This window comes from Peribacillus sp. P4_D6, assembly GCF_056401795.1.
Genome location: NZ_JBFUIQ010000069.1, coordinates 1 through 21,943 on the forward strand (window position 1 = coordinate 1; position 21,943 = coordinate 21,943).

A 21,943-nucleotide genomic window follows, 5' to 3' on the forward strand; every position below is an offset into this window, starting at 1 on the left:
CGCGGGGGATCGATCATGCCCTGAAGTCCCATGAAGGTCAAATTACTCTCAGCTTCGGTTTCATGCAGCAAAATCGTTCCTTTTGAAAGAGGTTTATAACCTACTGCAATCATTCTAAGTGCCTGCGAAGCAAGCCCATTCATGTCATGTTGCACCCTTTCCTTGCTCTCCCGATTTAATATTTCCGACCTTCCTTCCCAAAGAATCGTGTCGGACTGGGCAATCAATACGTCCGGGGCACCTTTTACGATAACGAAATGATTATCTTTATCATCCTTCACTATGACACTCATCATTTTGCGGCTCGAATCAAATGGAAACTCCTTTACTATCGTAAACCTCTTAGATAGGTGTTCCCTCGTCAATCCAGCTTTCATTGCCGCGACCAACATCGCMCCTTCTGTCGGATCACCGTCTAGAATATATTGTTTACCATTCTCCTTTAACTCAGCTTTATTACAGAGCATGCCGAATGTAATTATTTGAAGCAAGGCATTATGGTTTTTCGGGGCAACTGAAACTCCATCTAAAGAAAATTCTCCGACCGGATTGTAACCAGTACCGCCGACATCCCAAGTTTTCCCTCCACTCCAAACCTTCGTCACCGTCATTTTGTTTTGTGTCAGTGTACCTGTTTTATCTGAGCAAATCACTGTTGCACAGCCAAGCGTTTCTACGGCAGGAAGCTTACGGACAATCGCTTTTTGTTTGATCATACGCTGAACACCTAAAGACAAGGCTACGGTCACAATGGCCGGCAAGCCTTCGGGAATCGCCGCAACAGCCAGAGATACCCCGGCCAAAAACATCGTATAAAGGTCATGTCCTTGAATGACACCAGTCAGGACTACGATTACAGTTAATATTAAGGCCGTGACGATCAAAATTTTGCCTAGCTGCTCCAACCTCCGTTGAAGCGGTGTTTCTTTTGTTTCCGCAGTCTGCAGGAGATCCGCAATCTTTCCCATAGCCGTATTCATTCCAGTAGCGATTACGATTCCGACTCCATTCCCTCTTGTCACCATCGTTCCCATAAACGCCATATTTTCCTGATCACCGATACCTTCAACCTCATTCATCAATGGATCAGAACATTTAACGGCCGGGAGTGACTCGCCGGTAAGTGCCGACTCTTCTATTTCAAGGCTTGAATTGTCGATGATCCGTAAATCGGCACCAATACGGTCACCGCTCGAAAACTTCAGGATATCCCCAACAACCACTTCTCTCGATRGGATCTTCATCCAMTGGCCATCTCGAAGCACGTTAACTTGCGGTGCAGCCATTTCCTTTAAGGCATCCAAGGATTTTTCTGCCTTCCGTTCTTGGAAAAAACCAAGTAATCCATTCAAAAAAACAATCGCCATGATGGCAATCGCATCGATATATTCACCCAATATCCCCGAAACCAATGTCGCGGCAAGTAAAACTATGACCATGAAATCTTTGAATTGGGCGAAAAATAAAAGAATGGCTGACTGTTTTTCTCCTTCCTTCAATTCGTTAAAACCATTCTTTCGCAGCCTGTCCTTTACTACATCATCGTCCAAACCGTGTGTAACGTTTGTTTGAAGCGCTTTCTCCATTTCTTGATTATTCATTTCCCTGAACTCCATCAAGTATCACACATCCCTTTGAATAGAATGAAATAGGCTCCTGTATACATCTCAACAGGCGCTTTTTGCTTTACTCTTCCAACACCTGCCTGCTTACCGATACATAAAACAACCTGCTCTTCTTCCATGATTATTCAGACTCGTCCAAAATAATGCTATAATTAAACAGAATTACGGAAAGAAGAACGATCCGGATAATTTTTTGAATGAACGAACTGTAATCATGATGAATGGACCAATTTTTGTATTCACTATCAGGAAATAAAAATACATCCATTCACTGTACCTGAACTGCTGCTTTCACCCAGTTGGCTAAAAAAATTGTGATTTACTAAAATGGGCAGACGTGATGCATTTATAACGCCCGGCAAAAATGAGTTCTTAGAAAATCTTATGTAAAGGAAGTAAAAATAGAATGTCATTTGATGGATTATTTACGAAAGCGATGACGGAAGAAATCGCTTCTTTATTAGTAGGTGGACGAATCAATAAGGTACATCAGCCTTATAAAAATGAAGTAATACTAGTTGTTCGTGCTGGAGGTAAGAACCATAAGCTCTTATTATCAGCCCATCCAAGTTATTCGAGGGTGCAAATGACCGAAGAAAGTTATGAAAATCCCAAAGAGGCACCCATGTTCTGCATGCTTCTTAGGAAGCACCTCGAAGGCTATACGATAGAAAACATTTATCAATATGAACTTGATAGGATGATCATTTTTGAAGTGAAGGGCCGTAATGAGCTTGGCGATGTCTCTCAAAAGCAGTTAATCATCGAAATCATGGGGCGACACAGCAACATTGTTTTAGTAGATAAAGAACGAAATATGATTTTGGACAGCATTAAGCATGTTTCACATGCCGTCAACAGTTATCGGGCGATATTGCCCGGCCAGGAGTATAAGGCTCCACCCGCACAGGAAAAGAATGATCCCTTCAAGGCTACCGAGGACGATATCAGGAAGAATATTGACTTCAATGCAGGAAAGCTGGATCGACAGCTTGTTGCCCATTTTTCAGGAGTTTCACCATTAGTTGCAAAGGAAGCCGTCTACCGGGCCGGACTTGCCAACAGCACGACCCTTCCAACAGCCTTTTTAAAGATTATCCAGGAAATCTCGGAACGGAAATATGCTGCCACGATCAAACAAGATGGAAATAAAGAAGTTTTTTATATGCTTTCACTAGAGCATCTGTCTGGGAATCAACGTACGTTTTCTTCATTGAGCGAGATGCTCGACCGCTATTACTTCGGAAAGGCAGAAAGAGATCGGGTTAAGCAAAAGAGCCAGGATGTAGAACGTTTCATTACTAATGAAATCGAAAAGAACTCAAAAAAAATCGGCAAGCTCGAACGTACATTGAAAGATACGGAACGCGGTGAACAGTATCAGTTGTTCGGTGAGCTGCTTACAGCTAATCTATATCAAATGAAAAAAGGCATGAAGGAAATAGAAGTCGTCAATTATTATGATGAAGAACAAAGTATGGTCACCATCCCGCTTGACCCATTAAAAAATCCGTCAGATAATGCACAAAAGTACTTCTCAAGATACCAAAAGTCCAAAAATGCAGTCGGAGTCGTCCAAGAACAAATCGAAAAGACAAAATTGGAATTGACCTACTTCGAAGCCTTGCATCAGCAGCTCCAATCAGCGTCACCCAGGGATATAGAGGAGATTCGGGAAGAACTTCAGGAAGAAGGATACATTAGGCAAAAAAAGAAAAAAGGCATGAAAAAGCCTGCAAATGCAAAACCGCAGCTTGAAACATATTATGCTACGGATGGAGATCTCATTTTTGTCGGGAAGAATAATAAACAAAATGATTATTTAACGAACAAGTTTGCACGCCGTGATGAAATATGGCTTCATACCAAAGATATACCCGGCTCACATGTTGTGATTCGAAATGAATCGCCAAGTGAAAAAACAATAAAAGAGGCCGCCGTATTAGCAGCTTTCTTCAGTAAAGCAAAGCAATCGAGTTCAGTGCCCGTTGATTTCACACAGGTTCGCCATGTTAAGAAACCGAATGGTTCCAAGCCCGGGTTCGTAATCTATGACCAGCAGCAGACCGTTTATATTACACCGGATGCCGATACTGTCATACGCTTAAAGGAAGCGGTAAAGGAGTAAAAAAATAGAGGGGGCCCAGTCCTGAGTGATTGGGCCCCCTCTATTTTCATGCCGAAATCCAAGCTGTATCAGCCGGATTCTCCCGCCATTTTTTTAGCTTTTCCAATTCTTCTGCCGTGATGTACCCTTTATCATTAGCGACTTTTATCAAGGTAGAGTAGTCACTCAACGAATGGTTAATAATGCCCTCAGCTTCGAATTTTTCTTTTCCCTTTTCCAATTCGTAAGTAAAGATCGAAACGACTCCTAGAACATCACATCCAGCCTCTTTCAGCGCTTTAACAGCAGTAATCACACTTCCGCCGGTTGAAATCAAGTCTTCTACAACGACCACTTTTTGTCCTGGAACTGCGCGGCCTTCGATTTGATTGCCCTTACCGTGCTCCTTGGCTTTGGATCGAACATAGCACATCGGTGCATTTAATTTTTCACTCACCCAAGCTGCATGCGGAATGCCGGCAGTTGCTGTGCCTGCAATCAGTTCAGCCTCAGGGAAATGCTGTTCAATCAAACCTTTCAATCCTTCCGCTATTTCATTGCGAACCTCTGGGTATGAAAGGGTCAAGCGATTATCACAATAAATGGGTGATTTAATTCCAGATGCCCAAGTAAAGGGGTCATTCGGCTGTAGGTACACTGCTTTTATTTCCAATAGATGTTCAGCTATCTTATTATTTAACATGATATTCCCTCCCAAGCTGCTTTCATATCCAAATACGCCCTTAATGGATCTGCCGCCCCCGTTATGGCTCTCCCTACAACGATGGCATCCGCTCCAAAATCCCTAGCTTGTTCAGGCGTGGCAATTCTCTTTTGATCATGCGTCTGTCCACCTGCACTTCGGATTCCAGGTGTGACGGTCAAGAATTCATGACCGATGCGTTCATGTATGTTCTTTACTTCATGGGTAGAACAGACGACGCCATCCAATCCTGCCTGTCTAGTAAGTTTTGCATAATGGAGGACCGAATCTTCCAGAGACCCGGCAATGTTTTGCTCAGCATTCATTTGTTCTTGTGACGTACTCGTCAGTTGGGTAACCCCAATGCATAATGGACGTTTTTTACCAGCGGACGTACCCTTATCCAGACCTTCCATGGCTGCTTCCATCATCTTTTGTCCACCTGCCGCATGTACATTGACCATGTCAGCTCCTAAAGCTGCCAATCCGGTCATGGCCATTTTAACGGTATTTGGAATATCATGAAGCTTCAAGTCCAAAAACACAGCATGGCCTTGCTCCTTTACGAAAGAAACGATTGATGGACCATTCTGATAAAATAATTCCATCCCCACTTTTACAGCCAGTTTTTCCGAATGGAACTGTTTTAGGAATGTCTCCGTTTGAAGGAGGTCAGGGAAATCAAGAGCGATTATTAGTGACTGTTTCATTTTGCTTCCAGCTCCTTCCGGTACATTCTGAAATATGGTCAAATCCCAGCTCATCCAACAATTTCGGTAATTCTTCGATGATGGTCGGGCATACAAAGGGATCCACGAAGTTCGCGGTTCCCACTGCAACAGCACTGGCACCTGCATAGAAAAATTCAATGACGTCTTCCGCCGTAGCGATGCCGCCCATTCCGATTATTGGAATAGAAACTTGCTGGCTAACCTCATAAATCATCCGGAGTGCTACAGGTTTTATTGCAGGACCAGATAATCCACCCGTTCTGTTAGAAAGGATCGGTTTGCCCGTTTTTAAATCCAGTCGCATGCCGACTAATGTATTTATCATGGTCAACCCGTCGGCCCCGCCATCTTCAACTGCTTTGGCCATATCCACAATATTACTGACATTCGGTGAAAGCTTCACATAGACTGGGACGGAAGATACTTCCTTTACCGCCTTGGTTACCTCTTTGGCAACTTCCGGTACCGTACCGAAAGCTATGCCTCCTTCTTTTACATTCGGACAAGAGATATTCAATTCAAGTGCTTTCACATTCCCCGCCTTGCTTATTTCACTGGCAACTTTTACATAGTCTTCTATTTGCGAACCTGCAACGTTGGCAATGATGGGAACATCATACCTACTTAGCCAGGCCAGCTCTTCACTGATGACCTTTTCCAAGCCTGGATTCTGCAGACCGATGGCGTTCAGCATTCCCGAAGAGGTTTCCGCAACACGCGGAGTCGGGTTGCCGAACCTCGGCTCAGGAGTGGTCGCTTTGATCATGATCGCCCCAAGAATATCCAAGTCGAAAAATTGACTGTATTCACGGCCGAATCCAAAGCATCCAGATGCTGGCATGACCGGGTTTTTCAAGTGTAATCCTGGTAATTCAACTGAAAGCCTGCTCATAATACCACCTCTCCTGCCCGGAATACGGGTCCATCGCTGCAAACCTTTTTATAACTGAAACCAGTTGGGTCATCCCCTGTATGACACACGCAAGCAAAGCAGGCACCGATGCCGCATCCCATCCTTTCCTCAAGGGACAGGAAAAGCTTTTTCTCACGATAGCCCGATTCCAAGGCTCTTAACATTGGTGTAGGCCCGCATGAAAAGATCGTTGCAAACTCTTGCTCCAGATTGTCTATTACCGTCGTAACAAATCCTTTTGTCCCGTATGAACCATCCACCGTGGCAATATAGGTATCACCTAATTCACTGAATTCTTTTTCGTAAAAGATGGCTGACTTGGTCTGGAAGCCCAATACATGGATTACCGTAACACCTTTCTCAACCAACATTTGTGATAATTGATACAGGGGCGGGACACCAATCCCGCCGCCAACCAATAATGCCGTTTCACCCTGTTTAGCCTCATGAACGGGAAATCCGTTGCCAAGAGGTCCAAGGATATCGACCGCTTCCGCCTCTTTACGCTGCGATAACAGTGTCGTTCCTTTACCTTCAGCCCGGTATATCATCGTGAACTGTTTTTCACTCCTGTTGTAAGAAGAAATCGAAATCGGGCGTCTTAACAATGGCTCAGTGCCTTCTGTTGTCTTGACTTGGACAAACTGGCCTGGTTGATTCATCTCTGAAACCAATTCACCTTGCAGGGTAAGTTCAAAGATGGACGGGGCCAGTTCCTTATGATTTAACACCTTCATTCTTTCCTTCTTGATCATATATAGCTCACCTCACGACTTTTTTCCGTTTTTCCCATTGCTTCTGCCGAGAAGGTCATGGATTCTATCACTCTTAAAATGGCTTCTGCCGTATCAAGTGATGTTAGGCATGTCACTCCATTTTCAACCGATTCACGTCGGATTCTGAAACCATCCCGTGCCGGCTGCTTACCTTTTGTCAAAGTATTTATAACAAATTGCGCTTCCCCGTTCCGGATGACATCCAGCAGGTTTGTACCTTCTTCGCCAATTTTTCCGACAATCGCAGTCGGAATTCCTGATTGCTCCAATAGGGCAGCAGTTCCGCTGGTGGCTATCAGCTTGAAGCCGATATTATGGAAACGCCTTGCTAAAAGCAGCGCTTCCTGCTTATCTTTATCCGATATCGTCAATAACACCGAACCATGCCCCTTGATCTTGAAACCGGAAGCGACCAGCCCTTTATATAAAGCTTTTTCAAGGGTGGTATCTTTCCCCATTACTTCACCAGTCGATTTCATTTCAGGTCCGAGGGAAATGTCCACACCTCTTAATTTCGCAAATGAGAAGACCGGCACTTTCACATAGACCCCCGTTTGTTCTGGCACTAACCCCGATTTGTAACCTTGGCTTTCAAGTGTGTGGCCCAAGATGACCTTCGTGGCTAAGTTAGCCATCGGCACATTCGTAATTTTACTTAAGAATGGAACGGTTCGGCTGGAACGTGGATTTACTTCAATCACATACACTTCTTCATTGCTGATGACATATTGGATGTTCAAGAGACCGATTATATTCAAGCCTTTTGCCAACCGGGTCGTATAATCAATGATTACTTCTTTTTGTTTTTCCGTTAAGTTTTGTGGCGGATAGACTGCAATCGAGTCACCTGAATGGACGCCGGCGCGCTCAATATGCTCCATGATCCCAGGGATAACGACCGTTTCGCCATCGGAAATACCATCCACTTCGATTTCCTTACCCGTTAAGTAGCGGTCTATCAGGACAGGGTGATCCGGATTTATTTTCACGGCATTTTTCATGTAATGCAGCAATTCTTCTTGTTTATAGACGATTTCCATCGCTCTTCCTCCGAGGACATACGATGGCCTTACTAAAACCGGGTACCCGATATCTTCAGCGATGACGATCGCTTCATCAACCGATGTTGCAGTTTTACCCTTTGGCTGAGGAATGCCTAGATCCTGAAGTGCTTTTTCGAATTTATTGCGATTTTCCGCCCTATCCAGGTCTTCAAGTGAAGTACCTAGGATTTTCACTCCTCTTTCAACCAGACCATCTGCAAGGTTGATTGCTGTCTGTCCGCCAAACTGGACGATGACCCCTTCCGGTTTTTCCAAATCGATGACATGCATGACATCTTCAATAGTCAATGGTTCGAAATAAAGTTTGTCGGAGATACTGAAATCCGTCGAAACTGTTTCGGGATTGTTGTTGATGATGATCGCTTCATATCCCGCTTCCTTAATGGCCCATACCGAGTGTACGGTCGCATAATCAAACTCTACTCCTTGCCCGATCCGAATTGGGCCTGATCCCAGAACAATGACACTTTTCTTGTCAGTGACGATGGATTCATTCTCATCTTCGTATGTCCCATAAAAATACGGAGTTTCCGATTCGAATTCGGCAGCACATGTATCAACCATTTTGTAAACAGGGATGATTCCTTGCTGTTTCCGGTATTCATAGACATCAATTTCGGGAACTCCCCATATTTCCGCGATCGTTTTGTCAGAAAACCCTAGTTCTTTAGCCTTTTGCAATACTTCACAATCAAAAGAATGTTCTTTAAGCTGCTTTTCAAAGTCGATTATCTTTTTCAACTTATGCAAGAAGAATAAATCGATCTGGCTCCATTCGTGGATGGTTTCGATCGTTTTTCCCCTTCTTAACGCTTCACCGATATAGAATAACCGTTCATCTCCGGCTTTTCTGATCCGTTTCTCTATCTTTCCATCCTCAAACTCGTCATTCAAATTAAGGTGGAATATACCCGCTTCAAGGGAACGGACAGCTTTTAAGATTGATTCCTCGAATGTACGGCCGATTGCCATGACTTCTCCGGTCGCTTTCATTTGGGTACCGAGCCTACGGTTGGCGCTTTCGAACTTATCGAAAGGCCAGCGCGGAATTTTCGTAACGACATAGTCCAGTGCAGGTTCAAAGCTGGCATAGGTTTTGCCAGTGACAGGGTTCATCATCTCATCGAGCGTCAAACCAACGGCTATCTTTGCTGCTAGCTTTGCAATAGGATAACCAGTCGCTTTTGAAGCAAGTGCCGAAGAACGGCTGACCCTTGGGTTCACTTCAATGACATAATATTGATAGCTGTTTGGATCTAGCGCAAGCTGAACATTACATCCACCTTCAATTTTCAAGGCGCGGATAATCTTCAAAGACGTATTTCGAAGCATTTGATACTCTCTGTCACTTAATGTTTGGCTTGGTGCCGCAACGATTGAATCGCCTGTATGGACACCGACAGGATCGAAGTTTTCCATATTACAAACGACTATTGCATTATCATTGGAATCACGCATCACTTCATATTCCACTTCTTTGAAACCGGCAATGCTCTTCTCAAGCAGACATTGGTGAACCGGGCTGCTTTTCAGGCCACCCTCAACGATCTCGATAAGCTGCTCTTCGTTATCACAAATCCCACCGCCTGTTCCGCCAAGCGTGAAGGCTGGACGAACAATGACCGGGTAGCCGACTCGTTCAACGAATGTATAAGCTTCTTCCAGGTTATGAATAATGTCGCTGTCAGGCACTGGTTCCCCAAGATCGTTCATTAGCGTACGGAAAAGGTCACGGTCTTCCGCTTGTTGTATAGCCGAAAGTTTGGTCCCAAGAATTTGGACATTGCATTCTTCCAGAATTCCTGATTCGGCAAGCTCAACTGCCATGTTCAAGCCAGTCTGTCCGCCCAAGGTAGGTAACAGTGCATCCGGGCGCTCTTTACGAATGATTTTGCTGACAAATTCCAATGTGATCGGTTCGATATAAACCGCGTCAGCCATTTCAGTGTCTGTCATGATTGTCGCAGGGTTTGAGTTAATCAGGATCACTCGATAGCCTTCTTCTTTTAAGGCTATACACGCTTGGGTTCCTGCATAATCGAACTCGGCGGCCTGTCCGATGACGATCGGACCGGAACCAATTACTAGGATGCTTTTTATATCATTGCGTTTTGGCATGTTTTTTCCCCCTTGTTGGTTGCAGCTTCAATCATTTGTAAGAATTCATTGAATAAGTAGTTGGCATCTTCCGGACCTGGTGATGCTTCCGGGTGATATTGTACGGTGAAAGCCGGATACTTTTTATGGCGCAGGCCTTCAATCGTATCGTCATTCAATGCTGTATGTGTCACAATAAGATCTGTACTTTCAATGGAAAGCTCTTCAACTGTATATCCATGATTTTGAGATGTGATGGATACCTTTCCGGTACGAAGGTCCCTGACCGGATGATTCGAACCTCGATGGCCGAATTTTAATTTTGCCGTATCCGCCCCGTTTGCAAGTGCGAATAATTGATGTCCTAAACAGATTCCGAATAACGGTACTTGCGTTTGGATTGTACGGATCATTTCGAGCGTCTCAAGAACACTTTTCGGATCTCCAGGGCCGTTTGAAAGCATTACGCCATCCGGATGGTATTGCATCACTTCTTCGGCCGTGACGTTATAAGGCACAACCACGACATCRCAGCCGCGCTTCGTCAACTCACGTAAAATCCCATGCTTCATGCCGTAGTCTACAAGAACAACCCGCGGGCCTCTGCCCGGGCTGGAATAAGGTGCTTTTGTTGAAACCTGTTTTACCTGATTAGAAGGAATCACCGTTGCCTTCAATTGGGAAACCACTTCATTTGCATCTTTATTGATATTGCAAAGCGCCCCTTTCAGTGCACCTGATTTCCTGATGATTCTTGTCAGCTTTCTCGTATCGATTCCGCTTATTCCAGGTATGTTCTTCATTTTCAGATATTCATCTAGTGATAATTGGTTTCGCCAGTTGGAAGGAAGTTCTGCTGTTTCCTTAACGACGAATCCTGCTATCGCTGGATTGATGGATTCAAAGTCATCGCGGTTTATCCCGTAGTTTCCGATTAATGGATACGTAAGTGTAACGATTTGACCGCAATACGATGGATCGGATAGAATCTCTTGGTAACCCGTCATTCCTGTGTTAAAAACGACTTCACCTATTTTTTCTACGTCCCCTCCGAATGCTTCCCCAAGGAATACTGTCCCATCTTCTAAAATTAGCTGTCTTTTCATCCTTGAACACGTCCTTTTTCCCAAGCTATTTTTCCTTCTGCAATCGTCATGACTGGCCAGCCATAACATTTCTTTTCATTAAAAGGTGTATTTTTCCCTTTTGAAGCAAACTCTTCAGCATTGATTTCTTTTTCCGTTTCCAAATCGATGAGTACGATATCCGCAGTAGCACCTTCTTTTAGCTCTCCATAAGGAAGGGAGAAGCTTTCGGATGGTTTGATTGTCATGAAATCGATCAATTGCTTTAATGTTATGATGCCCTTTTTAACCAATTCGGTGTAAAGCAGCGGGAAGGCCGTTTCCAATCCTACTATTCCGAAAGGAGCCAGCTGCATTCCCTGCGCCTTTTCCTCTGCCGCATGCGGGGCATGGTCTGTTGCTATAAAATCGATTGTTCCGTCAAGCAATCCTTCTATCAACGCATCCCGATCTTCACGGCCCCTTAATGGCGGGTTCATTTTATAATTCGTATCAAGTCCCGGTATATCATCTTCACACAATAATAAGTGATGCGGTGTAACTTCGGCGGTGACACGGATACCGGCGCGTTTGGCATCCCTTACCGTCCTTACCGATTCCTTCGTGGAAATATGGCAAACGTGATAATGGCAGTCCGCCGCTTCGGCAAGAAGGATATCCCGGGCGATATGTACAGCTTCACATACCGACGGAATCCCATTGATTCCCTGTTCTTTTGAGAATCTTCCTTCATGGACGGAGCCTTTATTGATTAAGCTATTGTCTTCACAATGAGCAACAATGGCCATATCTTGAGCGGCTGCCCGTTTCATCGCTTCCAGCATCATCCCGGCTTCTTGAATTCCTACGCCATCGTCCGTAAAGGCGAAAGCACCCGTTTGTTTTAGTGAAGCAAAGTCGGTCAGCTCCTTGCCAGCTTCCCTAATCGTGATGGATGCATATGGGAGTACCCTGACATGAGCCGTTTCTTCAATTTTCCTGTTAAGCGCTTCTAGGTTCTCCACTGTATCAGGAACTGGCCTTGTATTAGGCATCGCCGCTACCGTAGTGAAACCGCCTCTTGCCGCTGCAAGCGTCCCGCTTGCGATTGTTTCCTTATGTTCGCCGCCCGGTTCGCGTAAATGGACATGCAGGTCAACAAGCCCGGGTGTAATCAGTAATCCTCCAGCGTCAACTACATTACAATTTTCCGTCTCCAAGTTCTCGCCGATCTTTGTGATGACCTTGCCTTCTATCTCAATGTCCGCTTTTTTGAATGAGTTTTGATTATCTAGCAATACTCCATTTTTGATTACTGTTTTCATGGATGTTTCCCCCTTCGGTTTGTTCAAGCACATTTTTTAATACGGCCATTCTAATGAATACGCCATTTTCCATTTGTTTAAAAATTCTCGAGCGGCTGCATTCGACTAAATCACTGTCTATTTCAACACCGCGGTTTATTGGTGCAGGATGCATGATGATCGCATCCGGTTTCATATTTTTTTCACGTTGTTTGGTCAGGCCGAATTTTTCCAGGTAATCTCCATTTGCCTGATCGTATTTATCAATATGCCTTTCATGCTGTATTCTAAGCAGCATGACCACATCCGATGTAGCTACCGCATGATCGATGTCTTCATATCTTCCTAAACTGTTTGATCTGTCAAACCATTCAGGCGGGCCCGAAAATACGACATTCGCTCCTAAACGAGTCAGTGCTTCTGCATTCGATTTCGCAACCCGACTATGCCTTACATCACCGATTATCGCAATCTTAAGATCTTTGAAACTTTTAAACTCTTGTTTAATCGTCAATAAGTCCAGTAATGATTGGGTTGGGTGATTTCCGCAGCCATCCCCTGCATTAATTATTGGAATCCCGATCTTCTCATTCAATTCGTCAAAATAATTATCCTGTTCATGACGGATGATCAAGGCATTTACACCTATCGCTTCTAACGTTTTAACTGTGTCATATAAGGTTTCGCCTTTTAACACGGATGATGTACCCGCATCAAAAGGAATGACCTCAAGTCCCAATTTTCTTTCAGCCATTTCAAAGCTTGATTTTGTACGTGTACTTGGTTCAAAGAAGAGATTGGCAACTGTGGTCAGCTGCTTTGGAATCCAGCTGGCTCCGTTGGCAAAACACTCTGCCTCATGTAAAATCCTTTCAATTTCACTTATTGTCAATTCATTCATGGTCAATAATTTTTTCATCGATCCTGCTCCTCTCACATTTGTGATGCGGGGCATAAAAAACACCCCGCCATTAAGGACAGGGTGTAGGTCATAAAGATTGTGAGGACACGGATTGGTTTACACTTTTCCCCGTTCTCTCATCTTTACAGCAACACCCTTTTAAGCCTCTCTGGACTTCTTTTAAAAGGTGATCTATTGTTTTGATGCAATATCTTATTTTCCAAATATATCTCCGGATATTTTTTCCCGGTCAGGAAGAATCAAGTTAAGAAGGATTCCGACGATGGCTGAAAGTGCCATTCCGGAAAGCGATACCGTTTCCGATAGTTGTACGAACGCTCCTCCGATTCCTAACACCAGGATGACTGAAGCTATCATCAAGTTTCTTTTTTTGTCAAAGTCGACCTTATTATCAATCAGCATCCTCAATCCACTTGAGGCGATGATACCGAAGAGCAAGATGGAAATGCCGCCCATCACAGCTGTAGGTATCGAGCTGATGACTGCTGAAATCTTACCGTTAAAGCCAAAGATGATTGCAGTCAATGCTGCCCCTCCGATGATATAGACACTGTACGCCTTCGTCATGGTCAAGACCCCAATATTTTCACCATACGAAGTCAGCGGCGGCCCACCGATGAAGGACCCAATCATGATTCCTGCGCCGTCTCCTAAAATCGAGCGATGCAAACCTGGCTTTTCCAAAAAGTTTCTGCCGACTACTTTGCTCAGTACCATTTGATGTCCGATATGTTCTGATAAAGTTACGATGGCAACCGGTACCATGATGGCAATGACTTCCCATGAGAAGGTAGGTGTATATGTTACATACGGAAACATGAATTCAGGCATTTCCCACCATTTTGCTGCCTTGATCGGTTCATAATCTATTATTCCTGCTACAGCCGAACAGCCGTAGCCCACTATGATTCCCATTAAAATGGGGATCAAGTTAATGAATCCCTTAAAGAACACGTTGCAGATGATGGTTACCGCTAAAGTGATCAGCGCTATAATTATATAAGTGACGCTGTATTTATCTTGCGGATCATACATTGCCATGTCCACTGCCGTTCCGGCAAGGCTTAATCCGATTACGATAATCACCGGTCCCACCACAACCGGAGGAAGTATATTCATTAACCAGCGCAAACCGACTTTCTGGATGATCAAAGCTACAATCCCATATATGAACCCTGCCGCAAAACAACCGATCATGGCCGCTTCCGGACCTCCCAAAGCCTTAGCCGCGATGATTGGCGTAATGAAAGCGAAAGATGAACCGAGATAAGCTGGTATCTGACCTTTCGTTATCAGTAAGTATGAAAGTGTTCCCAACCCGCTTGATACCAGTGCTACCGCCGGGCTTAAACCTACCAGGAATGGCACCAGCACCGTTGCACCGAACATGGCGAACAAATGCTGGATGCTTAACGTAATCCACTGTCCAGCCTTTGGCACGTCCTCGACATCCAGTACGATGTCCCTTTTCGTTTCTTCCATTTCCGTATCCCCCTCATGAAAATTCCATCAAAACTGTAAAAACCCTCTTTGCTATATACAAAGAGGGTTTCTCAGAAGGTAAATGCCTATACATAGGGCACAGCTCTTCCGATTGACTCCCCTTTGCCAGCCTCTCTGGACTGTCTTTAAAAGGGTAATATGAAATTTTCATGGTGTTTAGTTTTCTAATATAGTAACTTGATCTACTTGATCTACTTCTGTTAAAGTAACTGTAATTTTTTCAGATTGTGAAGTCGGAACGTTTTTACCGACGAAATCCGCGCGAATCGGCAATTCCCTATGTCCCCTATCCACTAATACGGCAAGCTGGATCTGCGAAGGTCTTCCCAAATCCACCAGAGCATCCATTGCGGCTCTAACGGTTCTGCCTGTGAAAAGAACATCATCCACTAAAATCACTTTCTTGTCAGTGATATTGACCGGAATGTCAGAGCCTTTTACGATGGGTTCCCCATCATTGCTCTTTTTCGAAAGGTCGTCGCGATAAAGCGTAATATCCAGTTCACCCAGCTCTATTTCCTTGCCTTCTATTTGATTGATGCGCTTCGCAAGTCGGTCAGCGAGGAAAATCCCGCGTGTACGTATCCCGATTAAGACGCAATCCTCAATCCCCTTATTTTTCTCAATGATTTCATGGGCAATCCTCGTCAAGGCTCTGCTAATGGCCTGCTCATCAAGTACTATGGCTTTCTCATTCAACACGTCGGCCACCCCGATTCTTTTTTCTGATAAGTCCATTTCAACAAAAAAATCCTCATGCCAAGAAGGCATGAGGATTTTACCGCCGGGGGCATAATTATCCCACTTTGCGTATCCGTTTCCTTCTCAGTCTCTCTGAACTGTGTTAAAGGTTCTTATTAAGTTGTTATTATAATATATCAAAAAAGTGAATGTGTCAATCCTTACTTCTACGTAATTGATTAATTAGATTTTCAAACTCCTCCGGAATCGGAGCTTCGAATTCCATATACTCATTAGTACGTGGATGAATGAAACCTAGAAGACCGGCGTGCAACGCTTGTCCATCCAATTTCAGGGTCTTTTTCGGACCATATTTCGGATCTCCCGCCAGTGGGAAGCCAATGTATTTCATATGAACACGGATTTGATGTGTCCTTCCCGTTTCAAGCTGGCATTCCACCAAAGTGAAATCTTTGAAGCGTTCGATGACACGGAAATGCGTGACGGCATTTTTGGCATTCGAATCTGTGACAGTCATGCTTTGGCGATCTTTTTTATCGCGGCCGATCGGTGCATCGATCGTTCCGAAATCATGAGGGATCACACCATGAACTACAGCTTGATACTTACGGGTAACCGTTTTGTCAACGAGCTGCTGTACCAGTTTCTCATGTGCCATATCATTTTTGGCAACCATCAATAGACCTGATGTATCTTTGTCGATCCGATGGACGATTCCAGGACGCATGACACCGTTGATTCCAGAAAGATCCTTGCAGTGAGCCATCAATCCATTTACAAGCGTGCCAGATACATGTCCCGGTGCCGGATGGACGACCATACCGCTCGGTTTATTAACCACGAGTACATCTGCATCTTCATAATAGATATCCAAATCCATTTCCTCTGCTACCGCATCCAATTCCTCAAGTTCTGGAATCGTCACTTCGATTGTATCGCCAGGAACTGCTTTGTAATTCGTTTTAATAACCGCGCCATTTACCAAAACATGATCTTCCTTGATCCATTGCTGGACCTGAGTGCGAGACCATTCCTCATTCAAAGTGGAAAGGGCCTTATCAATCCTAACTCCTTTTAGTGTTTCATCGATGCTGTATAACCTTTTATCCATTATCTTTCTCCTTAGCGTTTTTTTCTTCTAAAAACATATGAATCACGAGCAGTCCGACACCAATTGAAAGCGCAGCATCAGCAACATTAAATACCGGGAAACTGTAGCTGAAAATATAGGTATGAACGAAATCCACTACTTCCTGACGAGCAACACGATCGATGAAATTACCAATCGCACCGCCTAGCATGAGACCAAGTGCAACTCCAAGTAAAATGCTTTCCTTCGCCATTTTCTGAATATAATAGACAAGTCCAATGATGACAGCGATGGTGATGATGTAGAAAAACCACATTTGACCTTGTAGAATTCCCCATGCTGCCCCACGATTACGATGCGAGGTGATATATAGAAGGTTTTCAATAATTTCAATGCTTTCTCCGTACTCCATTTTTTTCACAATCATCCATTTTGTCAGCTGATCGAGAGCTATGACCAAAAGGGCAATCAAATAATAAAACACATTTTTTCCCCCAAACTAATCAAATCTTCACTTTTGAATTGTAGCATAAACTAGAAATAATGACTAATCCGAAAAACAGAAGTCTGCTAACTGCTCCTTAAGGATATCGGGAAGATTGGATAAAGGCAAAATTCTACGATTGGGGTTTTAGCTTTCATTCACACAAAAAAGCCGGCCCTTCATATAGGGACCGGCATTTTTGCAGGAATTATTGATTCACGTAATGTTCTTTCACAACTGTAGCACAACGCGGGCAAAGTGTTGGATGATCCTCCACTTGACCTACTTCCTTCGAAACATTCCAGCAACGTTCACACGTTTCACCTTCTGCTTTTGTAACAAGGATCGCTATATCCTCAAGTTTAACCGCTTCGGCTGGGGCACTTGCCACATCTCCAGCGATTTCAAATTCGGATACGATGAATAGCTGTTCAAAGCTTTCCTTGATGCCATCAAGCAGATTTTTCGTTTCTTCATTAACATATACCGTCACTTTAGCATTCAGTGATTTTCCGATGACCTTCTGGTTCCGGGCTTCTTCCAATGCTTTCAGAACATTATCCCGGACATCCATGAACGCCGTCCATTTTGCTTCAATGACTTCAGCATCTTCAATGGAAATTTCTTCAGGCATCAATGTCAACTGTACGCTTTCTTCCGTTACACCCGGAATGAACGCCCATACTTCATCAGCTGTATGAGAGAGGATCGGTGATACCAATTTGGTCAAGCTGACCAATGATTCGTAAAGGACCGTTTGAATGGCCATACGCTCTTTCCCATTTGGTGCTTCACAATAAAGAATGTCTTTTGCATAATCAAGGTAGAACGAACTTAAATCCTGTGTACAGAAATTATTGACCATATTATAAATGGTAGCAAACTCATAATTTTCATAACTTAGCTTCGACTGTTTGATCAGCTTATTTAATTTAACCAGCATGAATCGATCGACTTCAGGCAATTCTTGAACAGCCACTTTATCGGTCTTAGGATTGAATCCATCCAAGTTCCCTAACAGGAAGCGGAATGTATTACGGATCTTGCGGTAAACTTCCGAAACTTGTTTTAAAATAGGATCGGAAACCCTGACATCCGATTGGTAATCCACCGAAGCTACCCAAAGACGTAAGATATCTGCACCAAGTTGATTCATGACCTTGGATGGCAGTACGACGTTCCCAATCGACTTACTCATTTTACGGCCTTCGCCATCCAATGCGAACCCGTGGCTAAGTACACCTTTATATGGTGCTTTGCCTGTAACGGCAACGCTTGTTGAAAGTGATGAGTTAAACCAGCCGCGATATTGATCGGACCCTTCTAAATAAAGGTCAGCAGGGCGTTGCAAGTCGTCTCTTTCTTCAAGTACCGCTTGATGAGAAGAACCGGAATCGAACCATACGTCCATGATATCCGTTTCTTTCGTGAAGATACCATTCGGGCTGCCTTCATRTGCATAGCCTTCAGGCAGAAGATCTTTCGCTTCACGCTCAAACCAGATGTTTGAAYCGTGTTCGCGGAATAGGTTTGAAATATGGTCGATGGTTTCATCCGTAATGATCGGCTCGCCATTTTCTGCATAAAACACTGGAATTGGTACGCCCCAAGCGCGTTGGCGGGAAATACACCAATCCCCACGGTCACGGACCATATTGAATAGACGCGTTTCGCCCCAAGCAGGAACCCATTTCGTTTCTTCAATCGCTTCCAGAAGTTCATTGCGGAAGTCCTTGATTGACGCGAACCATTGTGCTGTTGCACGGAAGATCGTTGGCTTCTTCGTCCGCCAGTCATGTGGATAAGAGTGTGTGATGAACGTCAAGTTCAATAACGCGCCTGCTTCAGTTAATTTTTCGGTAATCGGTTTATTCGCTTGATCATAAAATAATCCGGCAAATTCCCCTGCTTCTTCCGTCATGACCCCTTTTTCATCTACAGGACAAAGTACGTCCAAGCCATATTTTTGCCCAATGATAAAGTCGTCTTCACCATGGCCTGGCGCAGTGTGAACACAACCCGTTCCAGCTTCAGTCGTTACGTGCTCACCTAACATCACTAAAGATTCACGGTCATAAAGAGGGTGTTTGGCAACAGCACGGTCCAACTCGCTCCCTTTTACTGTTTTTTGGATGGACGGGTTTTCCCAGCCTAATGTTTCCGTAACCGATTCAAGCAGTGCCTCAGCAATTAAGAATTTTTCATTTTCGACAGCCACTACTACATAATTTAATTGCGGATGCAATGAGATACCAAGATTAGCTGGAATCGTCCATGGAGTCGTCGTCCAGATGATGATCTTGACGCCTTCATCGATCACACCTTTGCCATCTGTAACTTCAAAAGCAACATAGATCGACGCAGAGCGTTTGTCTTGATATTCAATTTCAGCTTCGGCTAGCGCCGATTCACTTGAAGGAGACCAGTAAACAGGTTTTTTCCCTTTATAAATGTAGCCTTTTTTCGCCATTTCACCGAATACCTTGATTTGCTGTGCTTCATATTCAGGCTTCAATGTGATATAAGGATTTTCCCAATCACCACGGACCCCTATTCTCTTAAACTGCTCCCGTTGATTGTCAATCTGGCCATAAGCATACTCTTCACAAAGCTTTCTGAATTCGGCAACGCTCATTTCTTTCCGTTTCACGCCTTTTTTCGTCAATGCCGTTTCGATTGGAAGCCCATGTGTATCCCAGCCAGGCACATACGGTGCTTGAAAACCGCTCATCGATTTAAATCGGACAATGAAATCCTTTAAAACCTTATTCATTGCATGGCCCATGTGGATATCGCCGTTGGCATATGGAGGTCCATCATGCAAAATGAATAAAGGACGTCCTTCCGTTTGTTCTTGCACTTTTTTATAGATGTTCATTTCTTTCCATTTTTCTTGGATTTCCGGTTCACGCTTCGGCAAATTCCCCCGCATTGGAAATTCAGTTTTAGGCATCAATAAGGTATCTTTGTATTCCATCATAAAATCCTCCATCCGTCTTTTAAAAAAATTCATTCGAACCGATGACTTGATATCCGGCCAAAATAAAAAGCCCTCTCATCCCTAAAAAAGGGACGAGAAAGCTTTGCTTCCCGCGGTACCACCCTGGCTAGAAAGATTCACAAAAGTGAATCCAACCTCTCGAGCATTCGTAACGTGAATGAAACGCTTCATTTACTTACTGCAAAAGCAGGTTCAACTCAGAACTCAAGGGTGATCTTCAATTCTTCGCTTATTCCGGGCTTTCACCATCCCCGGTTCGCTAAAAATAAGTGTGTGAAGAATTTACTTTCCCTGTCATCGTCTAATTTCATAATGAATTGTATTGTTAAAAAATTATATGCGAAAAAAGTGTTCAAAGTCAAGGAATCGTTTAAATTTCCTCTTCCACTCTCTCATTTAATTCTATTTCAGTCGCATCCACTTCATAATCCAGAAGATGATCCCAATCGTCATTGTCCAGCAAATCCAGCTGTGCACCGACAAGCATTTTGAAACGTGTCCGGAATACTTTGGATTGCTTTTTCAAATCTTCAATATCCATCGCTATTTTCCTTGCTTTCACAAGTGACTCATTTACGATCCTGTCAGCATTTTTCTCTGCTTCCTTTATGATCAGTTTCGCTTCTTTTTGGGCATTGCGCCTTAATTCTTCGGCTGCTTCCTGTGCGACAATAATCGACTTGTTAAGTGTACCCTCAATTGTCGTAAAATGTCCCAAACGATCAAAAGTCTCGTTCAGTTTATCTTCAAGTTCCTTCTTCTCCCTCAAAATCAGTTCATAATCTTTAATGACCTGGTCGAGAAATTCATTTACTTCATCTTCATCATACCCTCGAAATACTTTGTTAAATTCCTTGTTATGTATATCTATCGGGGTTAAGGGCATTACGGCACCTCCAGAACGGTTTCTACTCTAGTATGTTAAAACTCTATATTCGACAATAAATTTATGATTCCTGCTTTTTCTTGAATTATTTTTGTCTGCCTAACGAGATTCTCCACTTATCCTTCTTGGTTTTCCCATCGATTGAAGCTATTTTACATCTGCCAAAACCTCTGATGGAAAGTGTGTCACCCTCACGGCATTCTTCCGAGACGTTTTCCGTTTGCTTGAAATTCACCTTTACTTTTCCTGACGTTATCAAGGACTGTGTTTTTTGACGGGACAAATTCAGGACGGCCGATAGTACACTGTCAAGCCTAAGAGAACTGACGGTGGTTACTTGCTCTTCCCATTTTTCCTTAACTTGAACGATATTCCCGATTGGAAGCCGTTTGATGGAAACGGAAGCATTACCTATTTTCTCCAGATTTCCAGTGAGATATGAATCCATCTCTTCGGCAGCTATAAATTGAATATCCTCTTCCGTCACTATTATATCACCAAATTTTTCACGTTTTACCCCTAGTGACATCAAGGTTCCAAGTATTTGCCTATGTTCAAGCGTTACAAATTTTTTTGGATAGGAGATATCGTATAAGGAGATATTGAAATCAGATGGTTCAGGAGAGTAATAATCAGGGTAAATGAGCACACGTTTTCGCTCTACGAAATCGCTCCCGCCATTGAATTGCAGTTTCGCTTCCGGATCATTCCCTATTAGGGAAGTAAGGATTTCCTGCTGACGCGGATCAAGAAAATCAGATAGTTTCGGAGCGTAGGAATGTTTAACCTGATCAATCCAATTCATGGCCTGGTCGATAAAATCTTTTTCCTCCGGCCTGAAATGCTGATAAATACTCATGATTGAATAAATGCTCCTTAGTTATCAAATTAATGGTCGATCATATGGAATTGATTGAACTCATTCTGCGTTGCAACTACACAGCGGAAATTGTTCCGACTGTGTAGTAATA

General features: G+C 43.7%; 18 protein-coding genes and 1 other annotated feature. Of the genes, 1 reads left to right on the plus strand and 17 read right to left on the minus strand.

Annotation, left to right across the window (positions count from 1 at the left end):
• Both AC1DVB_RS17895 and AC1DVB_RS17900 read right to left on the minus strand, forming a co-directional pair.
• Nucleotides 1–1,616: cation-translocating P-type ATPase (locus tag AC1DVB_RS17895; RefSeq protein ID WP_477590266.1), on the minus strand; the 1,616-nt coding region annotated here is incomplete at its 3' end.
• Nucleotides 1,616–1,744, minus strand: coding sequence for a hypothetical protein (locus AC1DVB_RS17900; RefSeq protein WP_262869245.1), 129 nt, complete (start codon nucleotides 1,742–1,744; stop codon nucleotides 1,616–1,618). The genes AC1DVB_RS17895 and AC1DVB_RS17900, both read right to left, overlap by 1 nt.
• 287 nt (nucleotides 1,745–2,031) lie before the next feature.
• Between AC1DVB_RS17900 and AC1DVB_RS17905 the strand changes: the two genes are divergently transcribed.
• The gene (locus tag AC1DVB_RS17905; protein ID WP_095678858.1) at nucleotides 2,032–3,753 is read left to right on the plus strand and encodes an Rqc2 family fibronectin-binding protein; all 1,722 of its coding nucleotides are present in this window, start codon (nucleotides 2,032–2,034) and stop codon (nucleotides 3,751–3,753) included.
• Nucleotides 3,754–3,799: 46 nt separating this feature from the next.
• Here the strand turns inward: AC1DVB_RS17905 and pyrE are convergent, their stop codons facing one another.
• From pyrE to AC1DVB_RS17980, 15 genes are all read right to left on the minus strand, one after another.
• The gene (gene pyrE / locus AC1DVB_RS17910) at nucleotides 3,800–4,435 is read right to left on the minus strand and encodes an orotate phosphoribosyltransferase (protein WP_477590269.1); all 636 of its coding nucleotides are present in this window, start codon (nucleotides 4,433–4,435) and stop codon (nucleotides 3,800–3,802) included.
• A complete protein-coding gene (pyrF, locus tag AC1DVB_RS17915; protein WP_454862191.1) occupies nucleotides 4,429–5,145 on the minus strand; it encodes an orotidine-5'-phosphate decarboxylase in 717 nt (238 codons plus the stop codon). Before pyrF ends, pyrE begins: the two co-directional genes overlap by 7 nt.
• A complete protein-coding gene (locus AC1DVB_RS17920; protein WP_034313828.1) occupies nucleotides 5,117–6,058 on the minus strand; it encodes a dihydroorotate dehydrogenase in 942 nt (313 codons plus the stop codon). Before AC1DVB_RS17920 ends, pyrF begins: the two co-directional genes overlap by 29 nt.
• Nucleotides 6,055–6,834, minus strand: coding sequence for a dihydroorotate dehydrogenase electron transfer subunit (locus AC1DVB_RS17925; protein ID WP_477590271.1), 780 nt, complete (start codon nucleotides 6,832–6,834; stop codon nucleotides 6,055–6,057). Before AC1DVB_RS17925 ends, AC1DVB_RS17920 begins: the two co-directional genes overlap by 4 nt.
• Nucleotides 6,831–10,037 (minus strand): carbamoyl-phosphate synthase large subunit, encoded by a 3,207-nt coding sequence (gene carB, locus AC1DVB_RS17930; RefSeq protein ID WP_057278431.1) that lies wholly within the window; start codon nucleotides 10,035–10,037, stop codon nucleotides 6,831–6,833. Before carB ends, AC1DVB_RS17925 begins: the two co-directional genes overlap by 4 nt.
• Nucleotides 10,016–11,122 (minus strand): carbamoyl phosphate synthase small subunit, encoded by a 1,107-nt coding sequence (locus AC1DVB_RS17935; protein ID WP_057278432.1) that lies wholly within the window; start codon nucleotides 11,120–11,122, stop codon nucleotides 10,016–10,018. The genes carB and AC1DVB_RS17935 overlap by 22 nt, the downstream gene beginning before the upstream one ends.
• Entirely contained in the window at nucleotides 11,119–12,405 is a 1,287-nt protein-coding gene (locus tag AC1DVB_RS17940; protein WP_057278433.1) for a dihydroorotase, read from the minus strand. Before AC1DVB_RS17940 ends, AC1DVB_RS17935 begins: the two co-directional genes overlap by 4 nt.
• Entirely contained in the window at nucleotides 12,368–13,303 is a 936-nt protein-coding gene (locus tag AC1DVB_RS17945; protein ID WP_057278434.1) for an aspartate carbamoyltransferase catalytic subunit, read from the minus strand. The genes AC1DVB_RS17940 and AC1DVB_RS17945 overlap by 38 nt, the downstream gene beginning before the upstream one ends.
• A gap of 195 nt (nucleotides 13,304–13,498) precedes the next feature.
• A complete protein-coding gene (locus AC1DVB_RS17950) occupies nucleotides 13,499–14,788 on the minus strand; it encodes a solute carrier family 23 protein (RefSeq protein WP_057278435.1) in 1,290 nt (429 codons plus the stop codon).
• Between the two features lie 177 nt (nucleotides 14,789–14,965).
• Complete coding sequence (gene pyrR / locus AC1DVB_RS17955; RefSeq protein ID WP_057278480.1) at nucleotides 14,966–15,547, minus strand: bifunctional pyr operon transcriptional regulator/uracil phosphoribosyltransferase PyrR; 582 nt, start codon at nucleotides 15,545–15,547, stop codon at nucleotides 14,966–14,968.
• Nucleotides 15,548–15,704: 157 nt separating this feature from the next.
• Nucleotides 15,705–16,622 carry an RluA family pseudouridine synthase gene (locus AC1DVB_RS17960; RefSeq protein ID WP_034313849.1) on the minus strand — a complete coding sequence of 306 codons (918 nt, stop codon included), beginning with the start codon at nucleotides 16,620–16,622 and terminating at the stop codon, nucleotides 15,705–15,707.
• Nucleotides 16,615–17,085, minus strand: a complete 471-nt coding sequence (gene lspA / locus AC1DVB_RS17965; protein ID WP_034313851.1) for a signal peptidase II — start codon at nucleotides 17,083–17,085, stop codon at nucleotides 16,615–16,617. The genes AC1DVB_RS17960 and lspA overlap by 8 nt, the downstream gene beginning before the upstream one ends.
• Nucleotides 17,086–17,293: 208 nt before the next feature.
• A complete protein-coding gene (gene ileS / locus AC1DVB_RS17970; protein ID WP_477590275.1) occupies nucleotides 17,294–20,062 on the minus strand; it encodes an isoleucine--tRNA ligase in 2,769 nt (922 codons plus the stop codon).
• An 88-nt stretch (nucleotides 20,063–20,150) separates the two neighbouring features.
• Nucleotides 20,151–20,393 (minus strand) — a binding site (T-box leader).
• Between the two features lie 63 nt (nucleotides 20,394–20,456).
• Nucleotides 20,457–20,972 carry a DivIVA domain-containing protein gene (locus AC1DVB_RS17975; RefSeq protein WP_034313857.1) on the minus strand — a complete coding sequence of 172 codons (516 nt, stop codon included), beginning with the start codon at nucleotides 20,970–20,972 and terminating at the stop codon, nucleotides 20,457–20,459.
• A gap of 85 nt (nucleotides 20,973–21,057) precedes the next feature.
• Entirely contained in the window at nucleotides 21,058–21,831 is a 774-nt protein-coding gene (locus AC1DVB_RS17980; protein ID WP_057278437.1) for a YlmH family RNA-binding protein, read from the minus strand.
• Nucleotides 21,832–21,943: the final 112 nt, after the last annotated feature.